16 protein-coding genes are annotated in these 21524 nt (G+C 59.6%); 7 read left to right on the top strand and 9 right to left on the bottom strand.

Annotation, left to right across the window (positions count from 1 at the left end):
• The first annotated feature begins 2 nt into the window (after positions 1 to 2).
• Complete coding sequence (locus tag RRF55_RS04585; protein ID WP_064153575.1) at positions 3 to 620, top strand: malonate decarboxylase holo-ACP synthase; 618 nt, start codon at positions 3 to 5, stop codon at positions 618 to 620.
• Positions 620 to 1522: a malonate decarboxylase subunit epsilon gene (mdcH, locus tag RRF55_RS04590; RefSeq protein WP_064153573.1), complete on the top strand. Its 903-nt coding sequence runs from the start codon at positions 620 to 622 to the stop codon at positions 1520 to 1522. Before RRF55_RS04585 ends, mdcH begins: the two co-directional genes overlap by 1 nt.
• Here the strand turns inward: mdcH and RRF55_RS04595 are convergent.
• From RRF55_RS04595 to RRF55_RS04610, 4 genes are all read right to left on the bottom strand, one after another.
• Positions 1512 to 2438, bottom strand: coding sequence for a LysR family transcriptional regulator (locus RRF55_RS04595; protein WP_002903632.1), 927 nt, complete (start codon positions 2436 to 2438; stop codon positions 1512 to 1514). The two genes, mdcH and RRF55_RS04595, sit on opposite strands and share 11 nt — an antisense overlap.
• 157 nt (positions 2439 to 2595) lie before the next feature.
• The gene (mqo, locus tag RRF55_RS04600) at positions 2596 to 4206 is read right to left on the bottom strand and encodes a malate dehydrogenase (quinone) (protein ID WP_076750587.1); all 1611 of its coding nucleotides are present in this window, start codon (positions 4204 to 4206) and stop codon (positions 2596 to 2598) included.
• 308 nt (positions 4207 to 4514) lie between these two features.
• Positions 4515 to 5435: an N-acetylmuramic acid 6-phosphate etherase gene (locus tag RRF55_RS04605; protein WP_023280026.1), complete on the bottom strand. Its 921-nt coding sequence runs from the start codon at positions 5433 to 5435 to the stop codon at positions 4515 to 4517.
• Between the two features lie 163 nt (positions 5436 to 5598).
• The gene (locus RRF55_RS04610) at positions 5599 to 5955 is read right to left on the bottom strand and encodes a hypothetical protein (protein ID WP_004176301.1); all 357 of its coding nucleotides are present in this window, start codon (positions 5953 to 5955) and stop codon (positions 5599 to 5601) included.
• Positions 5956 to 6110: 155 nt separating this feature from the next.
• Here RRF55_RS04610 and RRF55_RS04615 point away from each other — a divergent pair, with 155 nt between their 5' ends.
• Together RRF55_RS04615 and dcuR are read left to right on the top strand one after the other, a co-directional pair.
• The gene (locus RRF55_RS04615; RefSeq protein WP_004183910.1) at positions 6111 to 7727 is read left to right on the top strand and encodes a sensor histidine kinase; all 1617 of its coding nucleotides are present in this window, start codon (positions 6111 to 6113) and stop codon (positions 7725 to 7727) included.
• The gene (dcuR, locus tag RRF55_RS04620; RefSeq protein ID WP_004176303.1) at positions 7724 to 8443 is read left to right on the top strand and encodes a two-component system response regulator DcuR; all 720 of its coding nucleotides are present in this window, start codon (positions 7724 to 7726) and stop codon (positions 8441 to 8443) included. The genes RRF55_RS04615 and dcuR overlap by 4 nt, the downstream gene beginning before the upstream one ends.
• On the opposite strand, the gene RRF55_RS04625 is transcribed toward dcuR, so the two are convergent.
• Together RRF55_RS04625 and RRF55_RS04630 are read right to left on the bottom strand one after the other, a co-directional pair.
• Positions 8424 to 9374 carry an FAD:protein FMN transferase gene (locus RRF55_RS04625; protein ID WP_004143085.1) on the bottom strand — a complete coding sequence of 317 codons (951 nt, stop codon included), beginning with the start codon at positions 9372 to 9374 and terminating at the stop codon, positions 8424 to 8426. The two genes, dcuR and RRF55_RS04625, sit on opposite strands and share 20 nt — an antisense overlap.
• A 67-nt stretch (positions 9375 to 9441) precedes the next feature.
• The gene (locus tag RRF55_RS04630; protein WP_004179710.1) at positions 9442 to 12219 is read right to left on the bottom strand and encodes a flavocytochrome c; all 2778 of its coding nucleotides are present in this window, start codon (positions 12217 to 12219) and stop codon (positions 9442 to 9444) included.
• A gap of 641 nt (positions 12220 to 12860) precedes the next feature.
• Between RRF55_RS04630 and RRF55_RS04635 the strand changes: the two genes are divergently transcribed.
• The 3 genes from RRF55_RS04635 (at position 12861) to RRF55_RS04645 (ending at position 17858) form a co-directional block, all read left to right on the top strand.
• Positions 12861 to 14372, top strand: coding sequence for an anion permease (locus RRF55_RS04635; RefSeq protein WP_004148278.1), 1512 nt, complete (start codon positions 12861 to 12863; stop codon positions 14370 to 14372).
• 54 nt (positions 14373 to 14426) lie between these two features.
• Complete coding sequence (gene fumA, locus RRF55_RS04640) at positions 14427 to 16079, top strand: class I fumarate hydratase FumA (protein ID WP_087830686.1); 1653 nt, start codon at positions 14427 to 14429, stop codon at positions 16077 to 16079.
• 162 nt (positions 16080 to 16241) lie between these two features.
• The gene (locus tag RRF55_RS04645) at positions 16242 to 17858 is read left to right on the top strand and encodes a mechanosensitive ion channel family protein (protein WP_004179708.1); all 1617 of its coding nucleotides are present in this window, start codon (positions 16242 to 16244) and stop codon (positions 17856 to 17858) included.
• A 1174-nt stretch (positions 17859 to 19032) separates the two neighbouring features.
• On the opposite strand, the gene pcaC is transcribed toward RRF55_RS04645, so the two are convergent.
• The 3 genes from pcaC to RRF55_RS04660 are packed head-to-tail and all read right to left on the bottom strand — an operon-like array spanning position 19033 to position 21521.
• On the bottom strand, positions 19033 to 19422 hold the full coding sequence (gene pcaC / locus RRF55_RS04650) for a 4-carboxymuconolactone decarboxylase (RefSeq protein ID WP_004143067.1): 390 nt from the start codon (positions 19420 to 19422) through the stop codon (positions 19033 to 19035).
• Entirely contained in the window at positions 19415 to 20179 is a 765-nt protein-coding gene (gene pcaD / locus RRF55_RS04655; protein ID WP_004151556.1) for a 3-oxoadipate enol-lactonase, read from the bottom strand. The genes pcaC and pcaD overlap by 8 nt, the downstream gene beginning before the upstream one ends.
• A complete protein-coding gene (locus tag RRF55_RS04660; RefSeq protein WP_019705898.1) occupies positions 20169 to 21521 on the bottom strand; it encodes a 3-carboxy-cis,cis-muconate cycloisomerase in 1353 nt (450 codons plus the stop codon). Before RRF55_RS04660 ends, pcaD begins: the two co-directional genes overlap by 11 nt.
• Between the last annotated feature and the right edge of the window lie 3 nt (positions 21522 to 21524).

The raw sequence follows: 21524 nt of genomic DNA on the forward strand, positions 1-21524 counted from the left end.
CCATGTCAGCAACGCCGCGTCCCCATGATCTAGTTTGGTTAAACCGCGCCAGCGCCCTGGAAGACATTGCCGAGCCGTGGGTGGCTCAGCAGTGGCGAGCCGCGCTGCCGGTGGTGGTGAGGCGCGACGTTGACGACCAGGCCCGCGTCCCGGTTGGGGTGCGGGGCATGAAGCGCGAGCAGCGCGCCGCCGGCTGGGTACAGGCGCGCAATATCGTGCGCAGCGTCACCCCGGAGATGCTTGTTGATCGTGAGGTCTTACTCCATTCGCCTTTTGTCTCTCAGCCGCCGGTCCAGGGGGCTATCGCCCTCACCTTACACCGCTGGCCCTGGAGCTGGGGCGTCACCGGCAGTACCGGCTACGCGCTGGCAACCGAGATCCCGGTGCTGCATGCGGCCAGCGATCTGGATCTGCTGATCCGCGCGCCACAACCGTTGGACCGCGAGGCGCTGCTGGAATGGCAGACCCGGGTGGCCCAACTCCCATGCCGCGCTGATACCCAGGTCGAAACGCCGTACGGCGCCTTCGCCCTTAATGAATGGCTGCGCGACGGGCGCGCGCTGCTGAAAACGTCCCGCGGCGCGCGCTTAACCGCGACGCCGTGGCACAGGGAGGAATAATGAAGATTTTATTTACCTTTCCCGGTCAGGGCGGCCAGCGCCCCGGCATGCTGGCGATGATCCCCGATCGCGAGGCAATCCTCACCCAGGCGCGCGCCGTGCTGGGGGATGAAGTCGATACTCTCGATAGCGCCGATGCGCTACAACACACCCGTGCGGTCCAGCTCTGTCTGCTGATCGCCGGTGTCGCCTGGGCGCGCGAGCTACAGCGTCAGGGCGTGGATCCGCAGATGGTCAGCGGCCTGTCCATCGGCGCGTTTCCGGCCGCGGTGATTGCCGGCGCGCTCGATTTCGCCAGCGCGTTGCGGCTGGTGGCCCTGCGCGGCGATTTAATGGAGCAGGCCTATCCCGAAGGTTACGGTCTGACGGCGATTATGGGTCTGACCCGTTCGCAGATTGAAGCCCTGCTGCAGGGCCATGAGGTTTATCTCGCCAACCTGAACGCCGAAACGCAGTTCGTGATTGCGGGCCGTGATGAGGCAATGGCCGAGGTGGCGCAGCTGGCGCTGCGAGCGGGGGCCAGTAAAGCCCAGCGGCTGGCGGTCAGCGTGCCGTCGCACTGCGCGCTGCTGGATAAACCCGCCGCTGAGCTGGCGAAAGCTTTTGCCGGCGCCAGCTTAAGGCGCCCACGGTGCGCCTATTTAAGCGGCTCGACGGCGCGCGTGCTGTGGGATCCGCAGCGGATCGCCGACGATCTGGCGATGAACATGGCGCGCCCGGTCCACTGGCAGGAGGCGATGGTCGCCGCCGATGAGCGCGATGCGCGCTTAGCCATTGAGATGCCCCCCGGCGGGGTGCTCACCTGCCTGACCCGCCAGGCGGGCTGGCGCGGGGAGACCATTGCGCTGGAGCGCAGCGGCCTGGACGTCGCCCGCCATCTGGCGCAGCGGCTTAGCGATTAATACTGCGGGCGTACATCCGTCCTTCCGCCGCCAGCGCCAGCAGGTCGGCATCGCGTTCGCGATGGTGCGAATAGACGATAGAGATCAGCTGGCGCATCTGGTAGGGTTCCGCCAGCTTTAGCAGCTGTACATCCTTCTCATACACTTTCTTCATCCGCCCCGGCAGCAGGGCAAAACCGACGCCAGCCTGCACCAGGCTAATCATCGAGAAAATATCATTCACCCGGGTGACGATCTCCGGCTCGAAGCCGGCGATATGGAATGCTTCCCGGAATCCGGCATAGGTGGCGAACCCCTCCGCCAGCGAAACAAACTTGCGGTCGGCGTAATCGCGCAGATCGGCGAGCCGTGAGGCATCCAGCCGTTCAGTCGCCGGGGCGGCGAGAAAAATATCGTCCTCAAACAGCGGCACCACGTCGAAAGCGGTATTATTGAACTCCCCTTCGTTGGTGGCGATCAGGATGGCATCGAGGGCATCGTCTTCCAGCATATCCAGCAGCATCTGATTTGAACCCATCGTCAGGTCCAGCTCCAGCTCCGGGCGACGCAGCTTCATCCCCATAATGATGCGCGGAACGGTTTCCAGGGTCAGAGAATAGAGGGTACCGATGCGCAACCGCCCCTGACCGACGCCTGCAACCTTGCGCGTCGCCTCGAGCCCGCGGTTCATCAGACTTATCACATCCTGGCAGTATTCAAGCAGCGTCCACGCCGCCTGCAGCGGCAGCAGGTTGCGCCCTTTGTGGACAAACAGCGGGCAGCCCACCCCCTCTTCCAGGGTATGCAGCGCGCGGTGAACGCTGACGCTGCTGAGTTTCATCGCTTCGGCGGTTCTGGCGATATTACCTTTCGCCATAAACATCATAAAGACCGACAGCTTGCGGAAGGTGATCTCCTGGTTAATATCCTCTTGCATGGCCCTTCCACACTCCTGGTTTAATTTTCTTATTTCAATTCAAACCAGTATATCTTTTATGACGCCAAAGTTGCAGGCAGCGCGCGGCCTCAGCCGGTAAATAACGCAAAAAAGGGAAGACCATGGTCTTCCCTTTTGTTCACTGTCGAGTTTGCTTTTACAGCGCCATATCGTGCTGCGGCGAGGCCTCGCGCGGCGTCTCTGCCGGCTTGGCGGTCGCGGTAGGTGCGGCCGCTGGCATCTGGATCACCGGCGGTTTCGTCAGCTGCAGGGTCGCAGCGGTGTCATCCCAAACCTGCTGGGTCAGCGCCACGTTACCGTTCAGCTTCTGGCCGTAGCTCGGCACAATAGCGTGAATGCGGCTCTGCCACTCCGGCGAGTTAAACTGCTGCGGGAACATCTGCTTGAGCACGTTCAGGGTGATCGGCGCGGCGGTGGAAGCCCCCGGCGAAGCGCCGAGCAGCGCGGAAATGGTTTTCTGCTGATCGACCACCACTTCGGTACCGAGCTTCAGCACGCCGCCCTTCTCTGCGTCTTTCTTGATGATCTGTACGCGCTGGCCGGCCTGGATCAGTTTCCAGTCTTCTTTACGCGCGTCCGGGTAGTACTCTTTCAGCGCAGCGAAACGGTCATCATCGCTGAGCATCACCTGGCTAACCAGGTATTTCACCAGATCGAAGTTGTCGAGACCGACGTGGGTCATCGGCAGCACGTTATTGGTGGTGGTAGTGCTGAGCAGATCGAAGAACGAACCATTTTTCAGGAACTTGGTCGAGAAGGTGGCGAATGGCCCAAACAGCACCACGCGCTTACCGTCGAGGTAACGTGCATCAAGGTGCGGCACCGACATCGGCGGCGCGCCGACTGAAGCCTGGCCATACACTTTCTCCAGGTGCTGCGCAGTGACCGCCGGGTTCTCGGTCATCAGGAACGAGCCGCCCACCGGGAAGCCGGCATAGTTGTCCGCTTCCGGAATACCGGTTTTTTGCAGCAGCTTCAACGCGCCGCCGCCGGCGCCGATAAAGACGTATTTGGCGTCAATAGTCTGCGCTTCCCCGCTCTGCACATTCTTAATCGTTACGTGCCAGGAGTTGTCGGCATTACGTTTGAAATCCGTTACCTCAGAGGAGGTCTGCAGGGTGAAGTGGTTATTTTTCTTCAGGCTGCCGATCAGCTGGCGAGTGATTTCGCCGTAGTTGACATCGGTACCCACCGGCGTCCAGGTGGCTGCCACTTTCTGCTGCGGATCGCGGCCTTCCATCACCAGCGGCGCCCACTGTTTAATTTGCGCGTGATCGGTGGAGAATTTCATCCCCTGGAATAAAGTGGTCTGCTGCAGCGCGTTATAACGCTTCTGCAGATAATCCACATTATCACCCCAGACGAAGCTCATATGCGGCGTGGAATTAATAAACGAGTGCGGATCGTGCAAAATACCGCGTTTCACCTGTGCCGACCAGAACTGACGGGAAATCATAAACTGCTCGTTAATATCGAGCGCTTTGCTGACGTCAATCGACCCGTCCGCCCGCTCCGGCGTATAGTTCAGCTCCATATTCGCCGAGTGGCCAGTACCGGCATTATTCCAGCCGTTGGAAGACTCCAGCGCCACGCCGTCCAGTTTCTCCACCATGGTCAGATCCCAGTCCGGCTGCAGCGCCTGCAGCCAGGTGCCGAGCGAGGCGCTCATGATCCCGCCGCCAATCAGCAGGAAGTCGGTTTTTTTCGAGGTATCCGCTTCAGCATGCGTCGCCGCGCTGACGAACATCGCTAATGCGGTTAAGGAAATAATCGTTTTTTTCATTGCAGGCATAATAGAATTATCACGTAGCACACGGTCATAAGAGGCAGCATATTAACGCACTTTTACTTTATTTTAAAATATCATTTACACTCTCGCATTTTAAACCAAACAGTTATTTAACTTAAAAAATCAATTTTAAAAATAGAGCGAAGACGGATAAAAAATAAGGTCGAAAATTCAATATCTATTGCCGGGTAAAATAAAAGATAAGAATTTCTTTAATTACAAAAGTCCAGGCGCGCATGCTCATCGCGCGCCTGGCAGAGAAGGGATTACTGGGCGGGAGTGACAGCGCTACGCTGGGCTTCACGCAGGGCGAGACGCAGATGATCGTGATGTTTGGTTAGCAGCTCCCGCGCGTGCCAGGCGTCAAGCCCGCTGAGCAGCATCAGGATCGCGGTGCGGCAGTGCTGATGACAGCTGGCCAGGGTGGCCTTTGCTTCACTGCGCGTGCAATCGGTGGCCGCCATCACAATCGCTATCTGCCGCTCCGCCCAGTGCGAATTGTCAGCCTGCACGTCCACCCGCAAATTGCTGTACACCCGACCGTCACGGATGGCGAGTCCGGTTGTCAGCATATTGACGATCTGCCTCTGGGCCAACTGAGCCTTCGGATTGGCTAACCCCGCCACCGCCTCCGGCCCGGTCTGCGGAGCAATAATGATATCCGCCAGCTGCGCCGCCTCGCTGGTCGGCTGCTGGGTGATGACCGCTATCGGGGCGCCCAGCGACCAGGCGTGGCGCATCGCCCCCCACACCCATGGCGTCTTGCCGCTGACGGTCAGCGCTAGCAGCATATCGCGGTTGCTGAAGTCCAGCGACTGCAGCTCAAAGGCGCCCAGGTCATAATTATTCGCTGCAGTCTCCCGCTCGGCCATCGCCGCCGTCTGCCCACCGGCAATCAGCCCCACCAGCGCGTGTTTACCTTCCGGCGAATAGTCGCTGACCGCCTCAATGGCCGTCCGGCCCGAAGCGCCGGCGCCAATAATGACCAGGCGCCCTCCTCGGCTTATCGTCGCGGTGGCGATATCAATCAGCCGGGCGATATCCGGCAGACAGGCGCCGACCGCCTCCGATATCTGCTTATCATCCTGATGCAGCATCGCCAGCATATCGGCGGTGGCGAGGCGATCGATGTGGGTGGTCTCCGGGTGACGACGAGCCTGCATTGACGCGGTTAGCGAACTGCTCATAACAACCTCCATTTACGACAGAAAAAGCGCATCTCGGCAAAATCAGCGGCCTGATGCATATCCTTATATTCATCAGGACTATTTAACCTCTGCCGCCACTATAAGTGGAATGTTCTGCGCTTTACCGCCGTCGGGGTCACAGTTTACCGTCCCCAACGCGCGTTTACGGGTGATTGTCGGTTATCTGAGCAATTCTGTCTGAGGTCTCATCTTCACCACCCGCCTGCATAGCCAGCCAGAAGGATTGCTGGCAAAGGTTATAAAACTGTTTGCGCATCGGGTTGATCTCCTGGCCGGCGGCGTCGATAACCTGCCAGTCAATCCAGCACTCCGGGCAGGATGCGCTATCCTGCTGCGCGATCTCGAGCTCATAGCGGCGCTGGATCACCACCCCGCTGCGATGCCGCCAGCGGGCGATCTCCCACTCTGCTTCCGCTTCATTATCCTGTTCACGATGCTGCGCCAGACGTTCAACGTGCCGCTGCCGGAGGATATCCCGGACCAGAGAAGCCAGTTCCATAGTGTCTCCCTTAAGCCTGTGGCGAAAAGCCGCAGTGTATCGCGCGCTGGAGGAGTCTGCCGTAGCAAAAGCGGCCTTTTGCTTTGATTACACGGCTTTATGTATGCCGCGCTATCGGCGATAATAATCTTTCACTGAATCTACCCGGGGTCGTCATGAAGGCTTCAGAGCACCCGCCTCGCGTTCGCCAACGCGCCTTACCGTTAAAGCTGAGCACCGCCGTGTCCTTGATGATCGGCAGCGTCATCGGCGCCGTGCTGCTGCTGGTGTATGCCTTGTGGTATATGCAGATCAGCAACGCCACCCGCGACGGTCTGAAAGAGACCGCGCTGGCGGTGGCGCGCACCATGGCCGATATGCCGCAGGTGAAGCGCGGACTGGAGGCGCCCCCGCAGCAGCAGATCATTCAGCCGCTGGCGCAGGCCATTACCCGCCGCAACGACCTGTTGTACGCTATCGTTACCGATATGCAGGGTATTCGCTATTCGCATCCGGACAGCTCAATCATCGGCAAACCGTTCATCGGCCACGATATTCAGCCGACGCTGCAGGGAAAAGAGAATGTCGCCATCAACCACGGGGTGCTGGCCCCGGCGCTACGGGTGTTTACGCCGGTGTTCAACGAACGGCATCAGCAAATCGGCGTGGTGGTGGTCGGCATTTCACTGAGTAAAGTGGACGAACAGATCGCCAACAGCCGTTGGGACGTGCTGCTGACCATCCTGTTCAGCGCGCTGGTCTGCGCGCTGGGCACCTGGAGCCTGGTTCGCGGCCTGAAGCGCGTGCTGCTGGGGCTGGAGCCGCACGAAATATCCACCCAGTTTCAGCAGCGTCAGGCCATGCTTCACGCCCTCAAGGAGGGGGTGGTAGCGGTCGATGCCCATGGCGAGGTAAATCTCATCAACCCCGCGGCGGAAGAGATCCTCTTTTCCGGCCCGGATAAGACTCTCGTTCACAGCCCCCTGCTCGACGATCTGCAGACCGTACTGCAGAGCGGCGAGCCAATGTACGACCGCGAACTGGGGTGCAATGGTCTGCTGCTGATCGGCAATACAGTGCCCATTCGCAGCCAGGGTGCGGTGGTCGGCGCCATCTGTACCTTCCGCGATAAAACTGAGGTCAGCCAATTGCTGCAGCGACTGGACGGCATGATGAGCTATGTGGATGCCCTGCGCACCACCTCCCATGAGTTTATGAATAAACTGCACGTGATCCTCGGTCTGCTGAATATGAAAAGCTACGGCAAACTCGAGGAATACGTGCTGCAGACCGCCCACCGCTACCAGGCGGACATCGGCGACATTCAGCACCGCATTAAATCCCCGGTGGTGGCCGGCTTCCTGATAAGTAAAATTCAGCGCGCCACAGAGTGCGGCTTTACCCTGACGCTGGCGGAGGAGAGCCTGGTGCCGGATTGTCCGAACGAGAAACAGGTCACGGTGCTGGTGACGGTGCTGGGCAACCTTATTGAGAACGCGCTGGACGCCATGAGCGGCCAGGCGGAGGGTGAGATCGGCCTGCTGCTGCACTACCAGGACGGCTGGCTAAGCGGTGAAGTGAGCGACGATGGGCCGGGGATCCCGGAGAACAACATCGACGCTATCTTTAACAAAGGCTTCTCCACCAAAGGCGAGAATCGCGGCGTCGGGCTGTTTCTTGCCAACCAGCAGTTGCGCGAGCTCGGCGGCACCCTCGCCGTCGAATCGGAACCCGGCGTATTTACCCAATTTTTTGTTCATCTCCCCTGGGATAGTAAAAGGAAACCTGCGTGATAAATGTTTTAATTGTTGACGATGATGCCATGGTGGCCGAACTGAATCGCCTGTACGTGGCAAGGGTTCCCGGCTTTCGTTGCAGCGGGAGCGCTTCGACGCTCAGTCAGGCCCAGGAGATGATTAACGATCCGCAGCAGGAGATCGATCTGGTGCTGCTGGATGTCTACATGCAGCAGGACAGCGGGCTCGATCTGCTGCCGACCATCCGCGAGTCGGGTCGCGCCATCGACGTTATCATGATTACCTCGGCGGCGGATGCCGCCACGGTACAGACCGCGATGCATTACGGGGTGGTCGATTACCTGATCAAACCCTTCCAGTTTCCGCGCTTTGAAGAGGCGCTCACCACCTGGCGGGAGAAGCGCAAGCTAATAACCGGCCAGCCCTATTACGAACAGGCAGATGTCGACCGCCTGCTGCACGGCGGCGCGCCGGAGGCCAGCGACGCGCGCAAGCTGCCTAAAGGATTAACCGCGCAAACGCTGCGCACACTCTGCCAGTGGATTGACGCCCATCCGGATGTCGAATTCTCTACCGATGAGCTGGCGGCGGCGGTGAATATCTCCCGCGTTTCCTGCCGCAAATATCTGATTTGGCTGGCGCAGATCAATATTCTCTATACCACTATCCACTACGGCGCTACCGGGCGGCCGGTCTATCGCTACCGTCTGGTCGCCGAACAGTACAGTTTGCTTAAGCAGTACAGTCAATAACCCGATAGCCGCTGTCCAGCGGCGCAAAACGCAGCCGCTGCGGCGATGAGAGAATAATGTCGCGATTTTTGGTAACGAAAATCGCGTCGATATCCTGCCGCTGACGCAGCGCTGCGCAGCCCTTCTCCACGCCGAGGCCGAACAGCAGCGTGGTCCAGATGTCGCCGTCTAAAGAATCCGCGGAAATGACCGTCACGCTGTCGAGTTCGTTGTCCAGCGGATAACCGCTGCGCGGGTCGAGAATATGGTGCCAGCGTTTGCCATCCTGTTCGAAATAGCGCTCGTAGGTCCCGGAGGTGACTACCGATTGCCCGTTGACCGTCAGGGAACCGATCAGCGCCTGCGCGTCGGCAAATGGTTTTTTCAGGCCAATGGCCCATTCGCCGAGGGTATGCACATTGCCGCCGAGGTTGATCAGCGCCTTCTCCACCTGCTGCTGACGGAGAAAATCGCGCACGCGGTCAGCGATATAGCCTTTGGCGATCGCCCCGAGATCCAGCTCCATCCCCGGCTGTTGGAGAAACACGCTGCAGGTTGCCTCATCAAGGATCACCTCCTGTGGGCGGGTCAGCGCCAGTCGGGCTCTTATCTCAGCCGCGTCAGGCACGCTGTGCCCGTGAAAACCAATTCGCCACAGCTTCACCAGCGGGCCGATGGCGAGGTTAAAGGCGCTGTCGCGCACCATGCTGGCGGCTTTGGCGCACTGGATCAGCTGAAAGACCGGTCGGCTGACGGTGACCGGATGACGCCCGGCGGCATGGTTGATATCCATCACCTGCGACTCGGCGCGGTTAACGGTGAGCAGGTCTTCGTAGCGCTTGATAAGCTGGAAAACGCGGGAGGCCATCGCCTCATCGTGGGAACAGAGTTTGAGCAGGATGGGCGAGCCCATCAACACGGCGGAGTAGCTATAGACGCGGTTATCGGACATCGGGCTCTCCTTAGAAGGGGCAAGCCGGGCGGCGAAAGCGCCAACCCGGCAGGAGCAAGGTTACAGGTTATCCTCTGGCACGTTTCGCCGCCTGATGGCCCGCGAGGGTACCGAAGATGATGATATCCGCCACCGCGTTACCGCCGATACGGTTGCCGCCGTGGATCCCGCCCACCACTTCACCGGCGGCGTAGGCGCCGCGGATCGGCTGCTGCGCCACATTCAGCACTTCGCCATCGGTATTAATGGTCACGCCGCCCATGGTGTGGTGCACCCCGGGGGCGATGCGAATGGCGTGGAACGGGCCTTCGTTAATCGGCGCGCGCAGCGCGGTGGTCCGGCCAAACTGTTCATCATGCTGTTTTTCCACCGCCCCGTTATAGCACTCGAGGGTGGCGAGGAAGGCATGGTAATCCATCCCCAGTTTCTCCGCCAGTTCCCGCGGTGAGCTGGCGCTGGTGACGAAGCCTTTGGCGATGTACTCGTCGGCAGCTTTGTTTTTCGCCCGCACATGCTCGTCGAAGACGATGTAAGCATAGTGTTCCGGCAGAGCGATAATCGCCGCCGAGACTTTATCGCGGGTCTCCATCTCGTTGAAGAAGCGGTTCCCCTGCTGGTTTACGAGAATAGCGCCGCCGCCGCGAATCGATTCGGAAATCAGATACGAGGTCTGCTGCTCGACGGTCGGGTGAATCTGAATTTCGCCCATGTCCACGGTGCCGGCGCCGATGCGTTCCAGCAACGCGATACCGCTCCCGGTAGCCCCTTTGTGGTTAGTGGTGACGAAGCCTTCAAGGTCAGGACGATACTTCACGACCATCGCGCTGTTAGCGCTGAAGCCGCCGGTGGCCACTACGATGCTTTTGGTCTGTACTTCAATGACCTCTTTTTCGTCGTTGATCAGACGTACACCGCTAACCTCATCCCCGCGCATCAGGATCTCTTCCACCGAGGTATCCAGCAGGACGTCAATACCGCGTTTGGTGATGTTGCGCACCAGGCCGCTAATCAGATAGCCGCCAACCGCTGACCCGTCGCGCGGACGGTGGGTACGGTCAATGCTCATCCCACCGGTGGTGGTAATGTCGTTGAGCATAATGCCCCGGTCCGCCAGCCACTCAATGGCTTGCGGCGCGTTTTCAACGAAACGGCGCAGCAGCTGCGGGTTGTTTTTGTTGTGGCCGCCCTTCAGGGTTTCCTGATAGAACAACTCCTTACTGTCTTCGATACCTTTCACTCGCTGGAAGCGGGTTTCCGCGGCGTTCATCCCGGCGGAAGCCTTGATGGTGTTCCCGCCGATGGTTGGCATTTTTTCGACGATCAGCACGCTGGCCCCTTCGTCGTGGGCCTGAATGGCTGCCGCCAGACCGGCGCCGCCGCTGCCGACTACCACCACATCATAGCTTTTCGGCGCGACGTCATTGCCGCCCTCTTCCGCCGCCAGCGCTTTACTCGATTTCAGCATCGCTTTGGCGACCGCTTTTTTCACCGCCTCGCTCTGGCTGGTGGCCCCGGAAATGGCATCGACGTGCGGGGTATTGGCGGTGAGAATACGTTCGCGGATCTCTTCGAAGCTGGTGGTGAATTCCACGGTCTGGACCGGGCTCGCCGCCAGTTCGATATCGGCAATATGGTCATTTTCGAGGCTGACGTTGATCACCAGCTCATTGGCGTCATCGTGGACGGTCTCAACAAACATCCCCGGTTTAAATTTGGCGTCGCCCATGCTCATGTCGCGGATCATCGCTTCCACCAGCGAGAAACGCCATAGCGGTTCCGGAATGTGCAGCGCTTCACGCTGGGTGCTGTCGATAAACAGCTCCAGCTCTTCGCCGGCGGCGATACGTGACGCCCAGTCCGGATAGGCGATGCAGGCGCGGCCCACGGCGATCAGGTCATAGCCGTGATCGAGGCCCTGCTCGGCATCGGCGGCGTTGACTACCCCGCCGACGCCCATCACCGGCACCTGGGCGAGGGTGTCAGAGCGCATCGCGCAGTATTTCTCGATTAGCGGCGTCGGATCGCTGGTATCGACGATAGACGGACGCAGGGTCGCGCCCACCGAGAAGTGCAGATAATCGACACCGCGGGCGGCCAGCTTTTCCAGCAGATACATGGTGTCGTCAAAGCGGATCCCCGGGACCTCCATCTCCTCCGGCGAGAAGCGATAGCCGATGATAAAGGCATCGTCGGCGTACTGGCGGGCCATTTTGTGGGTAATATCCAGCACCGCCAGTGGGAAACGGGCGCGGTTGTCGCGGCTACCGCCCCACTCGTCATCGCGCTGGTTGGAGTTCGGCGAATAGAACTGCTGAATGAGATAGGTGTTGGCGCCGTGAATTTCGACCCCGTCGAAACCGGCGAGAATGGCGCGACGAACGCCGTCGCCAAACTTGGCGATCATCCCTTCCACTTCTTCTCCGCTCAGCGCCCGCGGCATGGCGGCGCCCTCACGCGGCGCGGCAATAGCGCTCGGCGCCACCGGCTGGCGCCCCCCGATCAGCTGCGGGTCGACCATACGGCCGCCGTGGTAGATCTGCAGAATCGCTTTTGAACCCTCGGCTTTGATCGCCTCAGCGATTTTCGCCAGGCCGGCAATTTTTTCATCATTATCGATGCCGATCGCGCCCGGGAAGGCCAGACCGTAGTCATCAATAAAGCAGCACTCGACAATAATGGTACCGATGCTTCCGGCGCGCGCGCGGTAGTACTCCACCAGCTCGCTGGTGACAGTACCATCGAAATAACCGGTGCAGGTGGTCATTGGCGCCATGAGCAAACGGTTTTTCAGCTCGGTACCATTTGGTAAAGTAAATGGCTGCAAAATACGTTCGTTACTGGTCATAAGTTACGCTCCAGATTTTAAAATATTAAAAGCTCAGAATGAGGTGACGGAATCATTAATGGTTTTGGTTTTTTAATTCCTGTTGTCATGCCAATAATATAGCGCGTTTTTTAATTACTAAACCAATTACGTTAGTTATAAAACTATTTAACCCCAGCAATAACATCGCTACCTCTATTGTATTATTAAAATAATAAATAGTATTTACATAATACAAATGCGTGATAACAATTAGGATACTTTTGTTAACATAAACAATGACAAGGAAACAACAAAAAACATAATAAAATCATTAAGATACTAAAACAGAAAATAATTTCAGCATTTATTGTTCATTTTTCCTTTAACATCTATCGATATTTTCGCCAAAATAACACCTCATCACATAGGGTTATACTGATAATAAAAAAATAGTGAAATCACCGGCTTTTCTTGATCTTGATCAATTGCAACGGCCATTGAAAGCGCAATATATAAATAACCAACAAATTTAATTTAACGCCTCATAAAACGCGTTAAATAAGCGCCCTGTCGATACTCAGAAACGCAAAATAAAAACTAAAGTAACTTTTGTAATTAAAGAAACCACTGAGTAAGACGCTGGCGTAAACGTTATTTTCAACAACTTGCAGATACTCATTATGAAAGAGAAAAAGACAACCATACCGCCTGCCGGTGCAGTCAAGCCAACGACTGCGAATAAAAAACCTCTCCTGATGATGGCGCTGCCGATTATCGTTGCCGTGCTGTTATTGTTCGTCCCGGTCCCCGAAGGCCTGCCGCCGTACGCCTGGCACTACTTCGCTATCTTTGTCGGGGTGATCGTCGGGTTGATTTTTGAACCGCTGCCCGGCGCCGTTATCGGTATCACCGGCGTGGTAGTTATTGCCCTGTGCAGCCAGTGGCTGCTGTTCAGCCCGGATCAGATGGCCGCGCCAGGCTTCAAAATGGCTGGCGCCTCCTTTAAGTGGGCGGTGAGCGGCTTCGGCAACTCCACCGTGTGGCTTATCTTCGGCGCGTTCATGTTCGCCGCCGGCTACGATAAAACGCAGTTCGGCCGCCGCCTGGCGCTGATTCTGGTGAAATATCTTGGCCGTCGCAGCCTGACGCTCGGCTACGCCATCACCTTCGCGGATCTGCTGCTGGCGCCGTTTACGCCATCTAACACCGCACGCAGCGGGGGGACTATCTACCCGATTATCGCTAACCTGCCGCCGCTGTACGGTTCAAAGCCAAACGATCCGAGCGCACGTAAAATCGGTTCCTATCTGATGTGGGTAGCGATCACCGCCGCCTGTATTACCAGCTCGATGTTCCTGTCGGCTTTGGCCCCGAACCTGCTGGCCCTGGCGCTGGTCAAAAGCATTGTTGGCATCAATATCTCCTGGGGCACCTGGTTCATCGCCTTCCTGCCGCTGGGTATCCTGCTGATTCTGGCTATGCCGCTGCTGGCCTACTGGTTCTACCCGCCGGAAGTGAAAGTCAATAACGAAGTGCCACTGTGGGCCGCGCGTGAACTGGAAAAACTGGGCAAACTGTCGCGCAATGAAATTCTGCTGCTGGTATTCGTCTGCTTCGCGCTGATGATGTGGATCTTCGCCGCAGACTGGATCGAACCGGCGCTGGCTGCCCTGCTGGTTATCGTGCTGATGCTGTGGACCGGCGTGCTCTCCTGGAGCGATATCACCAACAACAAAGCGGCATGGAACACCTTTGTCTGGTTCGCCACCCTGGTGGCACTGGCCGACGGCCTCTCCTCCACCGGCTTTATCGCCTGGCTGGGTAAAGAGGGCGGCGCGCTGATGAGCGGCATCTCCCCGGGGATGGCGACCATCGTCCTGCTGCTGGCGTTCTACCTGCTGCACTATCTGTTTGCCAGCACCACCGCGCACACCACCGCGCTGCTGCCGGCCATGCTGACCATTGCCTCGACTATCCCGGGAATGAATATGGAAGTGTTTGTCCTGCTGATGGTCACCTCGCTGGGCGTGATGGGGATCATCACCCCGTACGGTACTGGCCCAAGCCCAATCTACTACGGCAGCGGCTACCTGCCGACCAAAGATTACTGGCGCCTCGGCACCATCTTTGGCGCCATCTTCCTGGCCGCCCTGCTGCTGATTGGCTATCCGTGGATGTCCATGATGTTCTGATTCATAACCGCCGGGACTACCCCGGCGGTTTTTATCTTTATGGAGTAAGTGACTATGTCGACTAAACCGTTTGTTTATCAGGATCCGTTTCCGCTGGCGCTCGACGATACGGAATACTATCTGCTCAGCAAAGAGCACGTCTCCGTCGCCGAATTTGACGGCCAGCAGGTCCTGAAAGTAGAGCCGCAGGCGCTGACCCTGCTCGCTCAGCAGGCCTTCCACGACGCCGCCTTTATGCTGCGCGTCTCCCATCAGCAACAGGTCGCCTCGATTTTGCTCGACCCGGAAGCCAGCGATAACGATAAATATGTCGCCCTGCAGTTCCTGCGCAACTCGGAAATTGCCGCCAAGGGCGTGCTGCCGACCTGCCAGGATACCGGCACCGCGATTATCATGGGGAAAAAAGGCCAGCGCGTCTGGACCGGCGGCGGCGATGAAGCCGCTCTGGCGCAGGGCGTTTACAACACCTATACCGAAGATAACCTGCGCTACTCACAGAACGCGCCGCTGGATATGTATAAAGAGGTTAACACCGGCACCAACCTGCCGGCGCAGATCGATCTCTATAGCGTCGACGGTGAAGAATATAAGTTCCTGTGCATGGCGAAAGGCGGCGGTTCCGCCAACAAAACCTATCTGTACCAGGAAACCAAGGCCCTGATCACCCCGGCGAAGCTGAAAAACTACCTCGTTGAGAAGATGCGCACTCTCGGCACCGCCGCCTGCCCGCCGTACCACATCGCGTTTGTGATCGGCGGCACCTCAGCGGAAGCGACGCTGAAGACCGTCAAACTGGCCTCGACCCGCTATTACGACGGTCTGCCGACCGAAGGTAACGAACACGGTCAGGCGTTCCGCGACGTGCAGCTGGAGCAAGAGCTGCTGCAGGAAGCGCAGAACCTCGGCCTCGGCGCGCAGTTTGGCGGGAAATACTTCGCCCACGATATCCGGGTGATCCGTCTGCCGCGCCACGGCGCCTCCTGCCCGATCGGCATGGGTGTCTCCTGCTCCGCCGACCGCAATATCAAAGCCAAAATTAACCGCGACGGTATCTGGATCGAGAAGCTGGAGAGCAATCCGGGAAAATATATTCCTGAACATCTGCGTCAGGCCGGCGAAGGCGAAGTGGTAAGCATCAACCTGAATCAGCCGATGAGCGAGATCCTGGCGCAGCTGTCGGCACATCCGGTCTCCACCCGCCTGAGCCTTAACGGCACCATTATCGTGGCCCGCGACATCGCCCACGCCAAGCTGAAGGAACTTTTCGACAACGGCGAGGCGCTGCCGCAGTACGTCAAAGATCACCCGATCTACTACGCGGGCCCGGCAAAAACGCCAGCCGGTTACGCTTCCGGCTCCCTCGGCCCAACCACTGCCGGCCGCATGGACTCTTACGTTGATCTGCTGCAGTCCCACGGCGCGAGCATGGTGATGCTGGCGAAAGGCAACCGCAGCCAGCAGGTGACCGATGCCTGCCATAAACACGGCGGCTTCTACCTTGGAAGCATCGGCGGCCCGGCGGCAGTGCTCGCCCAGCAGAGTATCAAGAGCCTCGAGTGCGTGGCCTATCCGGAACTGGGGATGGAAGCTATCTGGAAAATCGAAGTGGAAGATTTTCCGGCGTTTATCCTCGTCGATGATAAAGGCAACGACTTCTTCCAGCAGATCCAGAATAAGCAGTGCGCGGGCTGTAAACAGCACGGCTAACGCTATCCTCTGACGCTGATATCAGGCCGTCGCCGTTTGGGCGACGGCTTTTTTATGTCCGCGTTTACCCAGCTTGAATTCACTTCGCACCAGGCTATGCTCAACTACAAGCCCTCCGTTTTTTGCTGAAAAATAACAATAATTCTTATCTCAGGTGCCTCAGTGAACAGGATGAGCATCGTTATCCTCTGGGCGCTGGCGCTGCTGGTGCTCCAGCCGGCGCTGGCCGCCGAACCGCGACAGCAGCCAACCGCGCGCGAGCAGGCACGCACGGTCACGATTTTCCACCAACCTGTCGTCATGTTGCAGGCCACCTTTGGCCAGACCACGCCCGAAGAGCGCGTTTTGCGCACCCGCAGCGCCCTGCGCGCCTTCACCGAAGATGATATTCGCCAGCCGCTGCGGGTCGTGCCTGTTATCCGCTATGGTCAGCCAGGCAGACTGTTTCTGATGAACGGCAAACCGGTGCTGCTGCTGAGCCAGGCGGATCTCGACGAGGGCGATGATTTAACCCTCGACCAGGCAGCCCAGCGGGTGCTGGCGCGTATGGAAGCCCAGCGCACCAGCCTCCAGGAGCAGTTCAACAACCGCTATCTGTTCATCTCCGCCGGTAAAGCCCTGGCCGGGGCGCTGCTGCTGGCGCTGTTTTACTACGGCGCCTTCCGCGCCTGGCGGCGGGTGCGACGTTTTTTCCTGCTGCGGATCCTCGAAAAACGTAGCGCCATACCGCAGCACTGGCGGCGCTATCTCGGCAATATTGAAGTTCGACTCTATGCTGTGCTGGTCATCCTTCTCGGCATGCTGGCCTGTTATCTCTGGCTGAGCTGGGCCTTCAGCCTGTTTCCCTGGACGCGGGTGTGGAGCGAATCGCTGGGCGACTGGTCGCTGGGGGTGATCCGCGACCTCTCTCTGTCGATTGTCGCCTCCCTGCCGGGACTGATGATCGTGGTGCTTATTTTCCTTCTCACCTGGCTTATCATTCGCCTGGTGAAGGTGGTTCTCGACCAGGTCGCCGCCGGCCGCATTCAGGTTCCCGGCATTCATCCGGAGACCGTTAGCGCCACCCGTCGACTTATCTCGGTGGTCATCTGGTTGTTTGCCCTCTCCGCCGCCTACCCGTTCCTTCCCGGCGCCAACTCTCTCGCCTTCAAAGGCATTAGCGTGTTCTTCGGCCTGATGCTGACCCTCGGGTCAACCGGAGTGATGACCCATGCGATGAGCGGCCTGGTGCTGATCTACTCTCGGGCGCTGCGCAAAGGCGACTGGATCCGCCTCGCCGATAATGAGGGTCAGGTCAGCGAGATTGGCGTGCTGGCGACCAAAATTCTCACCCGCGAAAATTACATCGTTACCGTCCCGAACGCGGTGGTGGTGAGCGGGAAAATTATTAATCTCAGCGCCGAAAGCGCCGACGGTGGAGTCAACCTCACCACCAGCGTCACCATCGGCTACGATACGCCGTGGCGTCAGGTCCATGCGCTGCTGGAGCTGGCGGCGAGACGCACCCCGGGGATCGATCAGCAAATTGCCCCGGTGGTGCGTAAGCTGGGATTGCTCGACTGGTATACCTCGTATGAGCTGCAGGTGCGCTTACTCCCCACAACCAAGCTGCCGGATGGCCGCAACGCATTGCATAGCAGCATTATTGATGTGTTTAACGAATTCGGTGTGCAGATTATGTCGCCGAACTTTGTGATGCAGCCAAAGGCGGCGGTAGTGGTGCCGCAGGAAGCCTGGTACGCCGCCCCGGCCGTCGCGCCGCAGGAGCCGGAGAAATAAAGGTTAACGTAGCGGCATTTCTGCCGGGTGGCGGCTGCGCCTTACCCGGCCAGGGGTTCGTGCGGCCTGTCACTCATTTACCCACTTGCGCGACTGAAACTGCCGGTGCTGGCGGTCTCAAAATCGCTGAGACGTTCCCGGAAGGCCGGGGCAGCCCGCATGGATGCGGGCTGAGGGCCGTGTTTTGCAGGGACGCTGCCTCGGCCCGACCCGCAGCCTGCAGGGATAAGTCGAAGGGACCGCGCAGCGGCGATTTTGCTGGCCGGAGCCCGGGGGTACAGGGGGCGGCGGCGACTGGCCGCCCCCTGTGCGCTCCCTGCGCCATAAGAGACATAACGCAGAAGATCAACCGGGAGCGCAATCTGCCCGGAATTAACATAGAAGTTGTAGCCCTGCCAAACATAGTGCGAACAGGGACATTTCCGGTTGTGCCGTTATTTCGCCGGGTGGCGGCTGCGCCTTACCCGGCCTACGGGGTCTACAGGCGATCTTCGCTTCCCAGGCCCGGCAAGCGCTGCGCCGGAGGGCAATCTATCGGCGCCATACCCGCCATTTCGCCGGGTGGCGGCTGCGCCTTACCCGGCCAGGGGTTCGTGCGGCCTGTCACTCATTTATCCATTTGCGCGACTGAAACTGCCGGTGCTGGCGGCCTCAAAATCGCTGAGACGTTCCCGGAAGGCCGGGGCAGCCCGCATGGATGCGGGCTGAGGGCCGTGTTTTGCAGGGACGCTGCCTCGGCCCGACCCGCAGCCTGCAGGGATAAACCGAAGACACCACGCAGTGGCGATTTTGCTGGCCGGAGCCCGGGGATACAGGGGGCGGCGGCGACTGGCCGCCCCCTGTGCGCTCCCTGCGCCATACGAGACAGAACGCAGAAGATCAACCGGGAGCGCAATCTGACCGGAATTAACATAGAAGTTGTAGCCCTGCCAAACGTTGTGGTCCTGCCAAACATAGTGCGAACAGGGACATTTCCGGTTGTGCCGCCATTTCGCCGGGTGGCGGCTACGCCTTACCCGGCCTACGGGGTCTACAGGCGATCTTCGCTTCCCAGGCCCGGCAAGCGCTGCGCCGGAGGGCAATCTATCGGCGCCATACCCGCCATTTCGCCGGGTGGCGGCTGCGCCTTACCCGGCCTACAACGACTGCCGGGCAATCCGACTCGGACGACGACTCAACCCTGCGCGGCGTCGATGTCGTCAAACACCTGCTGCGCCAGATGCATCGTGGCATTGGCCGCCGGCAGCCCGCAGTACAGCGCAGAGTGCATGATCAGCTCTTTCAGCTCATCGCGGGTCACCCCGTTGTTAAACGACGCGCGCAGATGCATCTTCAGCTCCGCCTCGCGATTGAGAGCGATCAGCATGGCAATAGTGATCATGCTGCGGGTATGGTGATCGAGCCCCGGACGCGTCCAGGTCTCGCCCCAGGCATAGCGGGTAATAAAGTCCTGAAACTCATCATTCAACGGCGTCAGATGCTGCAGCGTACGGTCGACGTGGGCGTCGCCCAATACTTTGCGCCGTACCGCCATCCCGTCCTGATAGCGCTGTTTATCATCCATGGCGTTCCCCCTGGAAAAAGCTCAGCAGCGCCGAAGTAAAGCTTTTCGGCGCCTCAATGTTAGACAGATGCGATGCCGCCAGAACCACCACCTCGGAGGCGGGGATCTGCTGCTGCAGGAAATGAGCGTCACCGACCGTGGTGACAGGGTCACTTTCCCCGGCGATGATTAGCGTCGGCAGCGGGATCTGCCCCACTTCGCCCCGCAGGTCGGCGGCGGCCAGCGCCTCACAGCAGGCGGCATAGCCTTCAGCATCGGTATGGGTCAGCTGGTGACAAAGCGCCTCGACCACCTCCGGCGCCTTCTGGCGAAACGCGTGGGTGAACCAGCGGTCTGCCGCTCCGGCGGCCACCACCGCCATCCCCTCCTGACGTACGGCCCGCGCCCGCGACAGCCAGCTGGCCTGATCGCCAATGCGCGCCGCGGTGTTGGCGACCGCCAGACCATGAAAACGCTCCGGCGCAAAGCGGCCCAGCCACAGGCCGGTCAAACCGCCCATCGAGATCCCGCAGAACCAGGCGCGGTCGATATTCAGGTGATCGAGCAGCGCAATCACATCCTCACCCAACTGGGCGAGGGTCACTTTGCCATTTTTCGTCGTTTTACCGTGGCCGTGCGTGTCGTAGCGCAGCACCCGGAAATGGGCGGTTAACGCCTCGATCTGCGGCTGCCACATCGCCCGGGTGGTGCCCAGCGAATTGGAGAGGACGATAACCGGCGCGCCATCCGGCCCGTCGAGTTGATAATCAAGATTCATCACGTTGCTCCTGATAACGCGCCAGCACCTGGCGCACAAAGCGTTCGGCGCTGCCGGTCGCCGTTGCCGGGTCCAGCAGCGTGGTTAAGCGTTCACGAGAGAGATACTGACTGACCTGTGGGTCAGCCGCGAGCAGATCGACCAGCGGGCAGTGACGGTCCAGCGCCTGGCGGCACAGCGCTTCGATGTGATGATGCGCCTCGGCTTTGCCAATGAATTCCGCCAGCGCCAGAGTCACCGCCTCAGCCATAATCAGCCCATGGGTGATATCGAGATCGGCGCGCATTTTCTGCGGGAAAACCTGCATGTCGCGCACCAGCGCCTCGCTTTGCGCCAACGCCCCGCCCACCAGGGTAATTAGCTCCGGCAGGGTCTCCCACTCCGCCTGCCAGCCGCCCAGCGCCCGCTCATGCTGCTGGAGTTGGCTGGCGTAGAGCGTCGCCATCAGTCCCGGCGTACGCTGGGCGGCGGTCAGGATCGCCGCGCAGGCCACCGGATTGCGCTTATGCGGCATCGTCGACGAACCGCCGCGACCTTCCGCCACCGGCTCGCCCACCTCAGCCACTTCGGTCTGCATCAGCAGGGAAAAGTCGTTAGCGAATTTCCCCAGCGTGCCGCAGACGCCGGCAAACCAGGCGCCCGCCTCCAGCAGCCGATCGCGCTGGCTGTGCCACGGAGTATCCGGCAGCGACAGACCGAGGATCTGCGCCAGCGCCAGGCCAACCGCCGGCCCTTTCTCTTTTAGCGCGTCCAGAGTGCCCGCGGCGCCGCCGAACTGCAGCACCAGCAGCCTCGGACGCATCTCGCGCAGCCGCTGCTGCCAGCGCAGGAGCGCGTCGAGGGTGCCCGCCAGCTTCAGGCCAAAGGTCACCGGCAGCGCGTGCTGCATCCAGGTCCGTCCCGGCATCACGGTATCGCGATAACGATCCGCCTGGAGTGCCAGGGCCGCCAACAGCTGCTCAAGCAGAGTCTCAGCGGCATCCAGCGCCCCGCGTAGCTGGAGCACCAGTCCGGTGTCGATGGCGTCCTGGCTGGTAGCGCCCCAGTGAACGTAGCGCGCAGCCTCGGGATCTCGCGCTTTTACCTGGGCCGTCAGCTGTTTCACCAGCGGGATGGCCAGATTACCGGCTCCCACTGCCGCCTCGCCCAGCGCGGCAAAATCGATGGCTTCGTGGCGGCAGGCCGCGACAATTGGCCCGACCGCTTCCGGCGGCACCATCCCGCAGGCGGCCTGCGCTTGCGCCAGCGCCGCTTCAAAATCCAGCATGCCCTGCACCCGCTGCGCGTCGCTGAACCAGTCGGTTAGCGGACTGCTGCGCAGCATCGGGGTCAACAAACTCATTCT

Source organism: Klebsiella sp. K47 (assembly GCF_051858335.1).
Taxonomy (GTDB): Bacteria; Pseudomonadota; Gammaproteobacteria; order Enterobacterales; family Enterobacteriaceae; genus Klebsiella; species Klebsiella pneumoniae.

What these genes read in the sequence shown, in the direction of transcription:
- RRF55_RS04660 (WP_019705898.1), bottom strand. Translation starts at nt 21,521, where the DNA reads ATGAGTTTGTTGACCCCGATGCTGCGCAGCAGTCCGCTAACCGACTGG.
- pcaC (WP_004143067.1), bottom strand. Translation starts at nt 19,422, where the DNA reads ATGGATGATAAACAGCGCTATCAGGACGGGATGGCGGTACGGCGCAAA.
- RRF55_RS04605 (WP_023280026.1), bottom strand. Translation starts at nt 5,435, where the DNA reads ATGAGCAGTTCGCTAACCGCGTCAATGCAGGCTCGTCGTCACCCGGAG.
- RRF55_RS04595 (WP_002903632.1), bottom strand. Translation starts at nt 2,438, where the DNA reads ATGCAAGAGGATATTAACCAGGAGATCACCTTCCGCAAGCTGTCGGTC.
- mqo (WP_076750587.1), bottom strand. Translation starts at nt 4,206, where the DNA reads ATGTTCGTCAGCGCGGCGACGCATGCTGAAGCGGATACCTCGAAAAAA.
- RRF55_RS04625 (WP_004143085.1), bottom strand. Translation starts at nt 9,374, where the DNA reads ATGTCCGATAACCGCGTCTATAGCTACTCCGCCGTGTTGATGGGCTCG.
- RRF55_RS04635 (WP_004148278.1), top strand. Translation starts at nt 12,861, where the DNA reads ATGAAAGAGAAAAAGACAACCATACCGCCTGCCGGTGCAGTCAAGCCA.
- RRF55_RS04610 (WP_004176301.1), bottom strand. Translation starts at nt 5,955, where the DNA reads ATGGAACTGGCTTCTCTGGTCCGGGATATCCTCCGGCAGCGGCACGTT.
- RRF55_RS04615 (WP_004183910.1), top strand. Translation starts at nt 6,111, where the DNA reads ATGAAGGCTTCAGAGCACCCGCCTCGCGTTCGCCAACGCGCCTTACCG.
- RRF55_RS04585 (WP_064153575.1), top strand. Translation starts at nt 3, where the DNA reads ATGTCAGCAACGCCGCGTCCCCATGATCTAGTTTGGTTAAACCGCGCC.
- RRF55_RS04630 (WP_004179710.1), bottom strand. Translation starts at nt 12,219, where the DNA reads ATGACCAGTAACGAACGTATTTTGCAGCCATTTACTTTACCAAATGGT.
- fumA (WP_087830686.1), top strand. Translation starts at nt 14,427, where the DNA reads ATGTCGACTAAACCGTTTGTTTATCAGGATCCGTTTCCGCTGGCGCTC.
- pcaD (WP_004151556.1), bottom strand. Translation starts at nt 20,179, where the DNA reads ATGAATCTTGATTATCAACTCGACGGGCCGGATGGCGCGCCGGTTATC.
- mdcH (WP_064153573.1), top strand. Translation starts at nt 620, where the DNA reads ATGAAGATTTTATTTACCTTTCCCGGTCAGGGCGGCCAGCGCCCCGGC.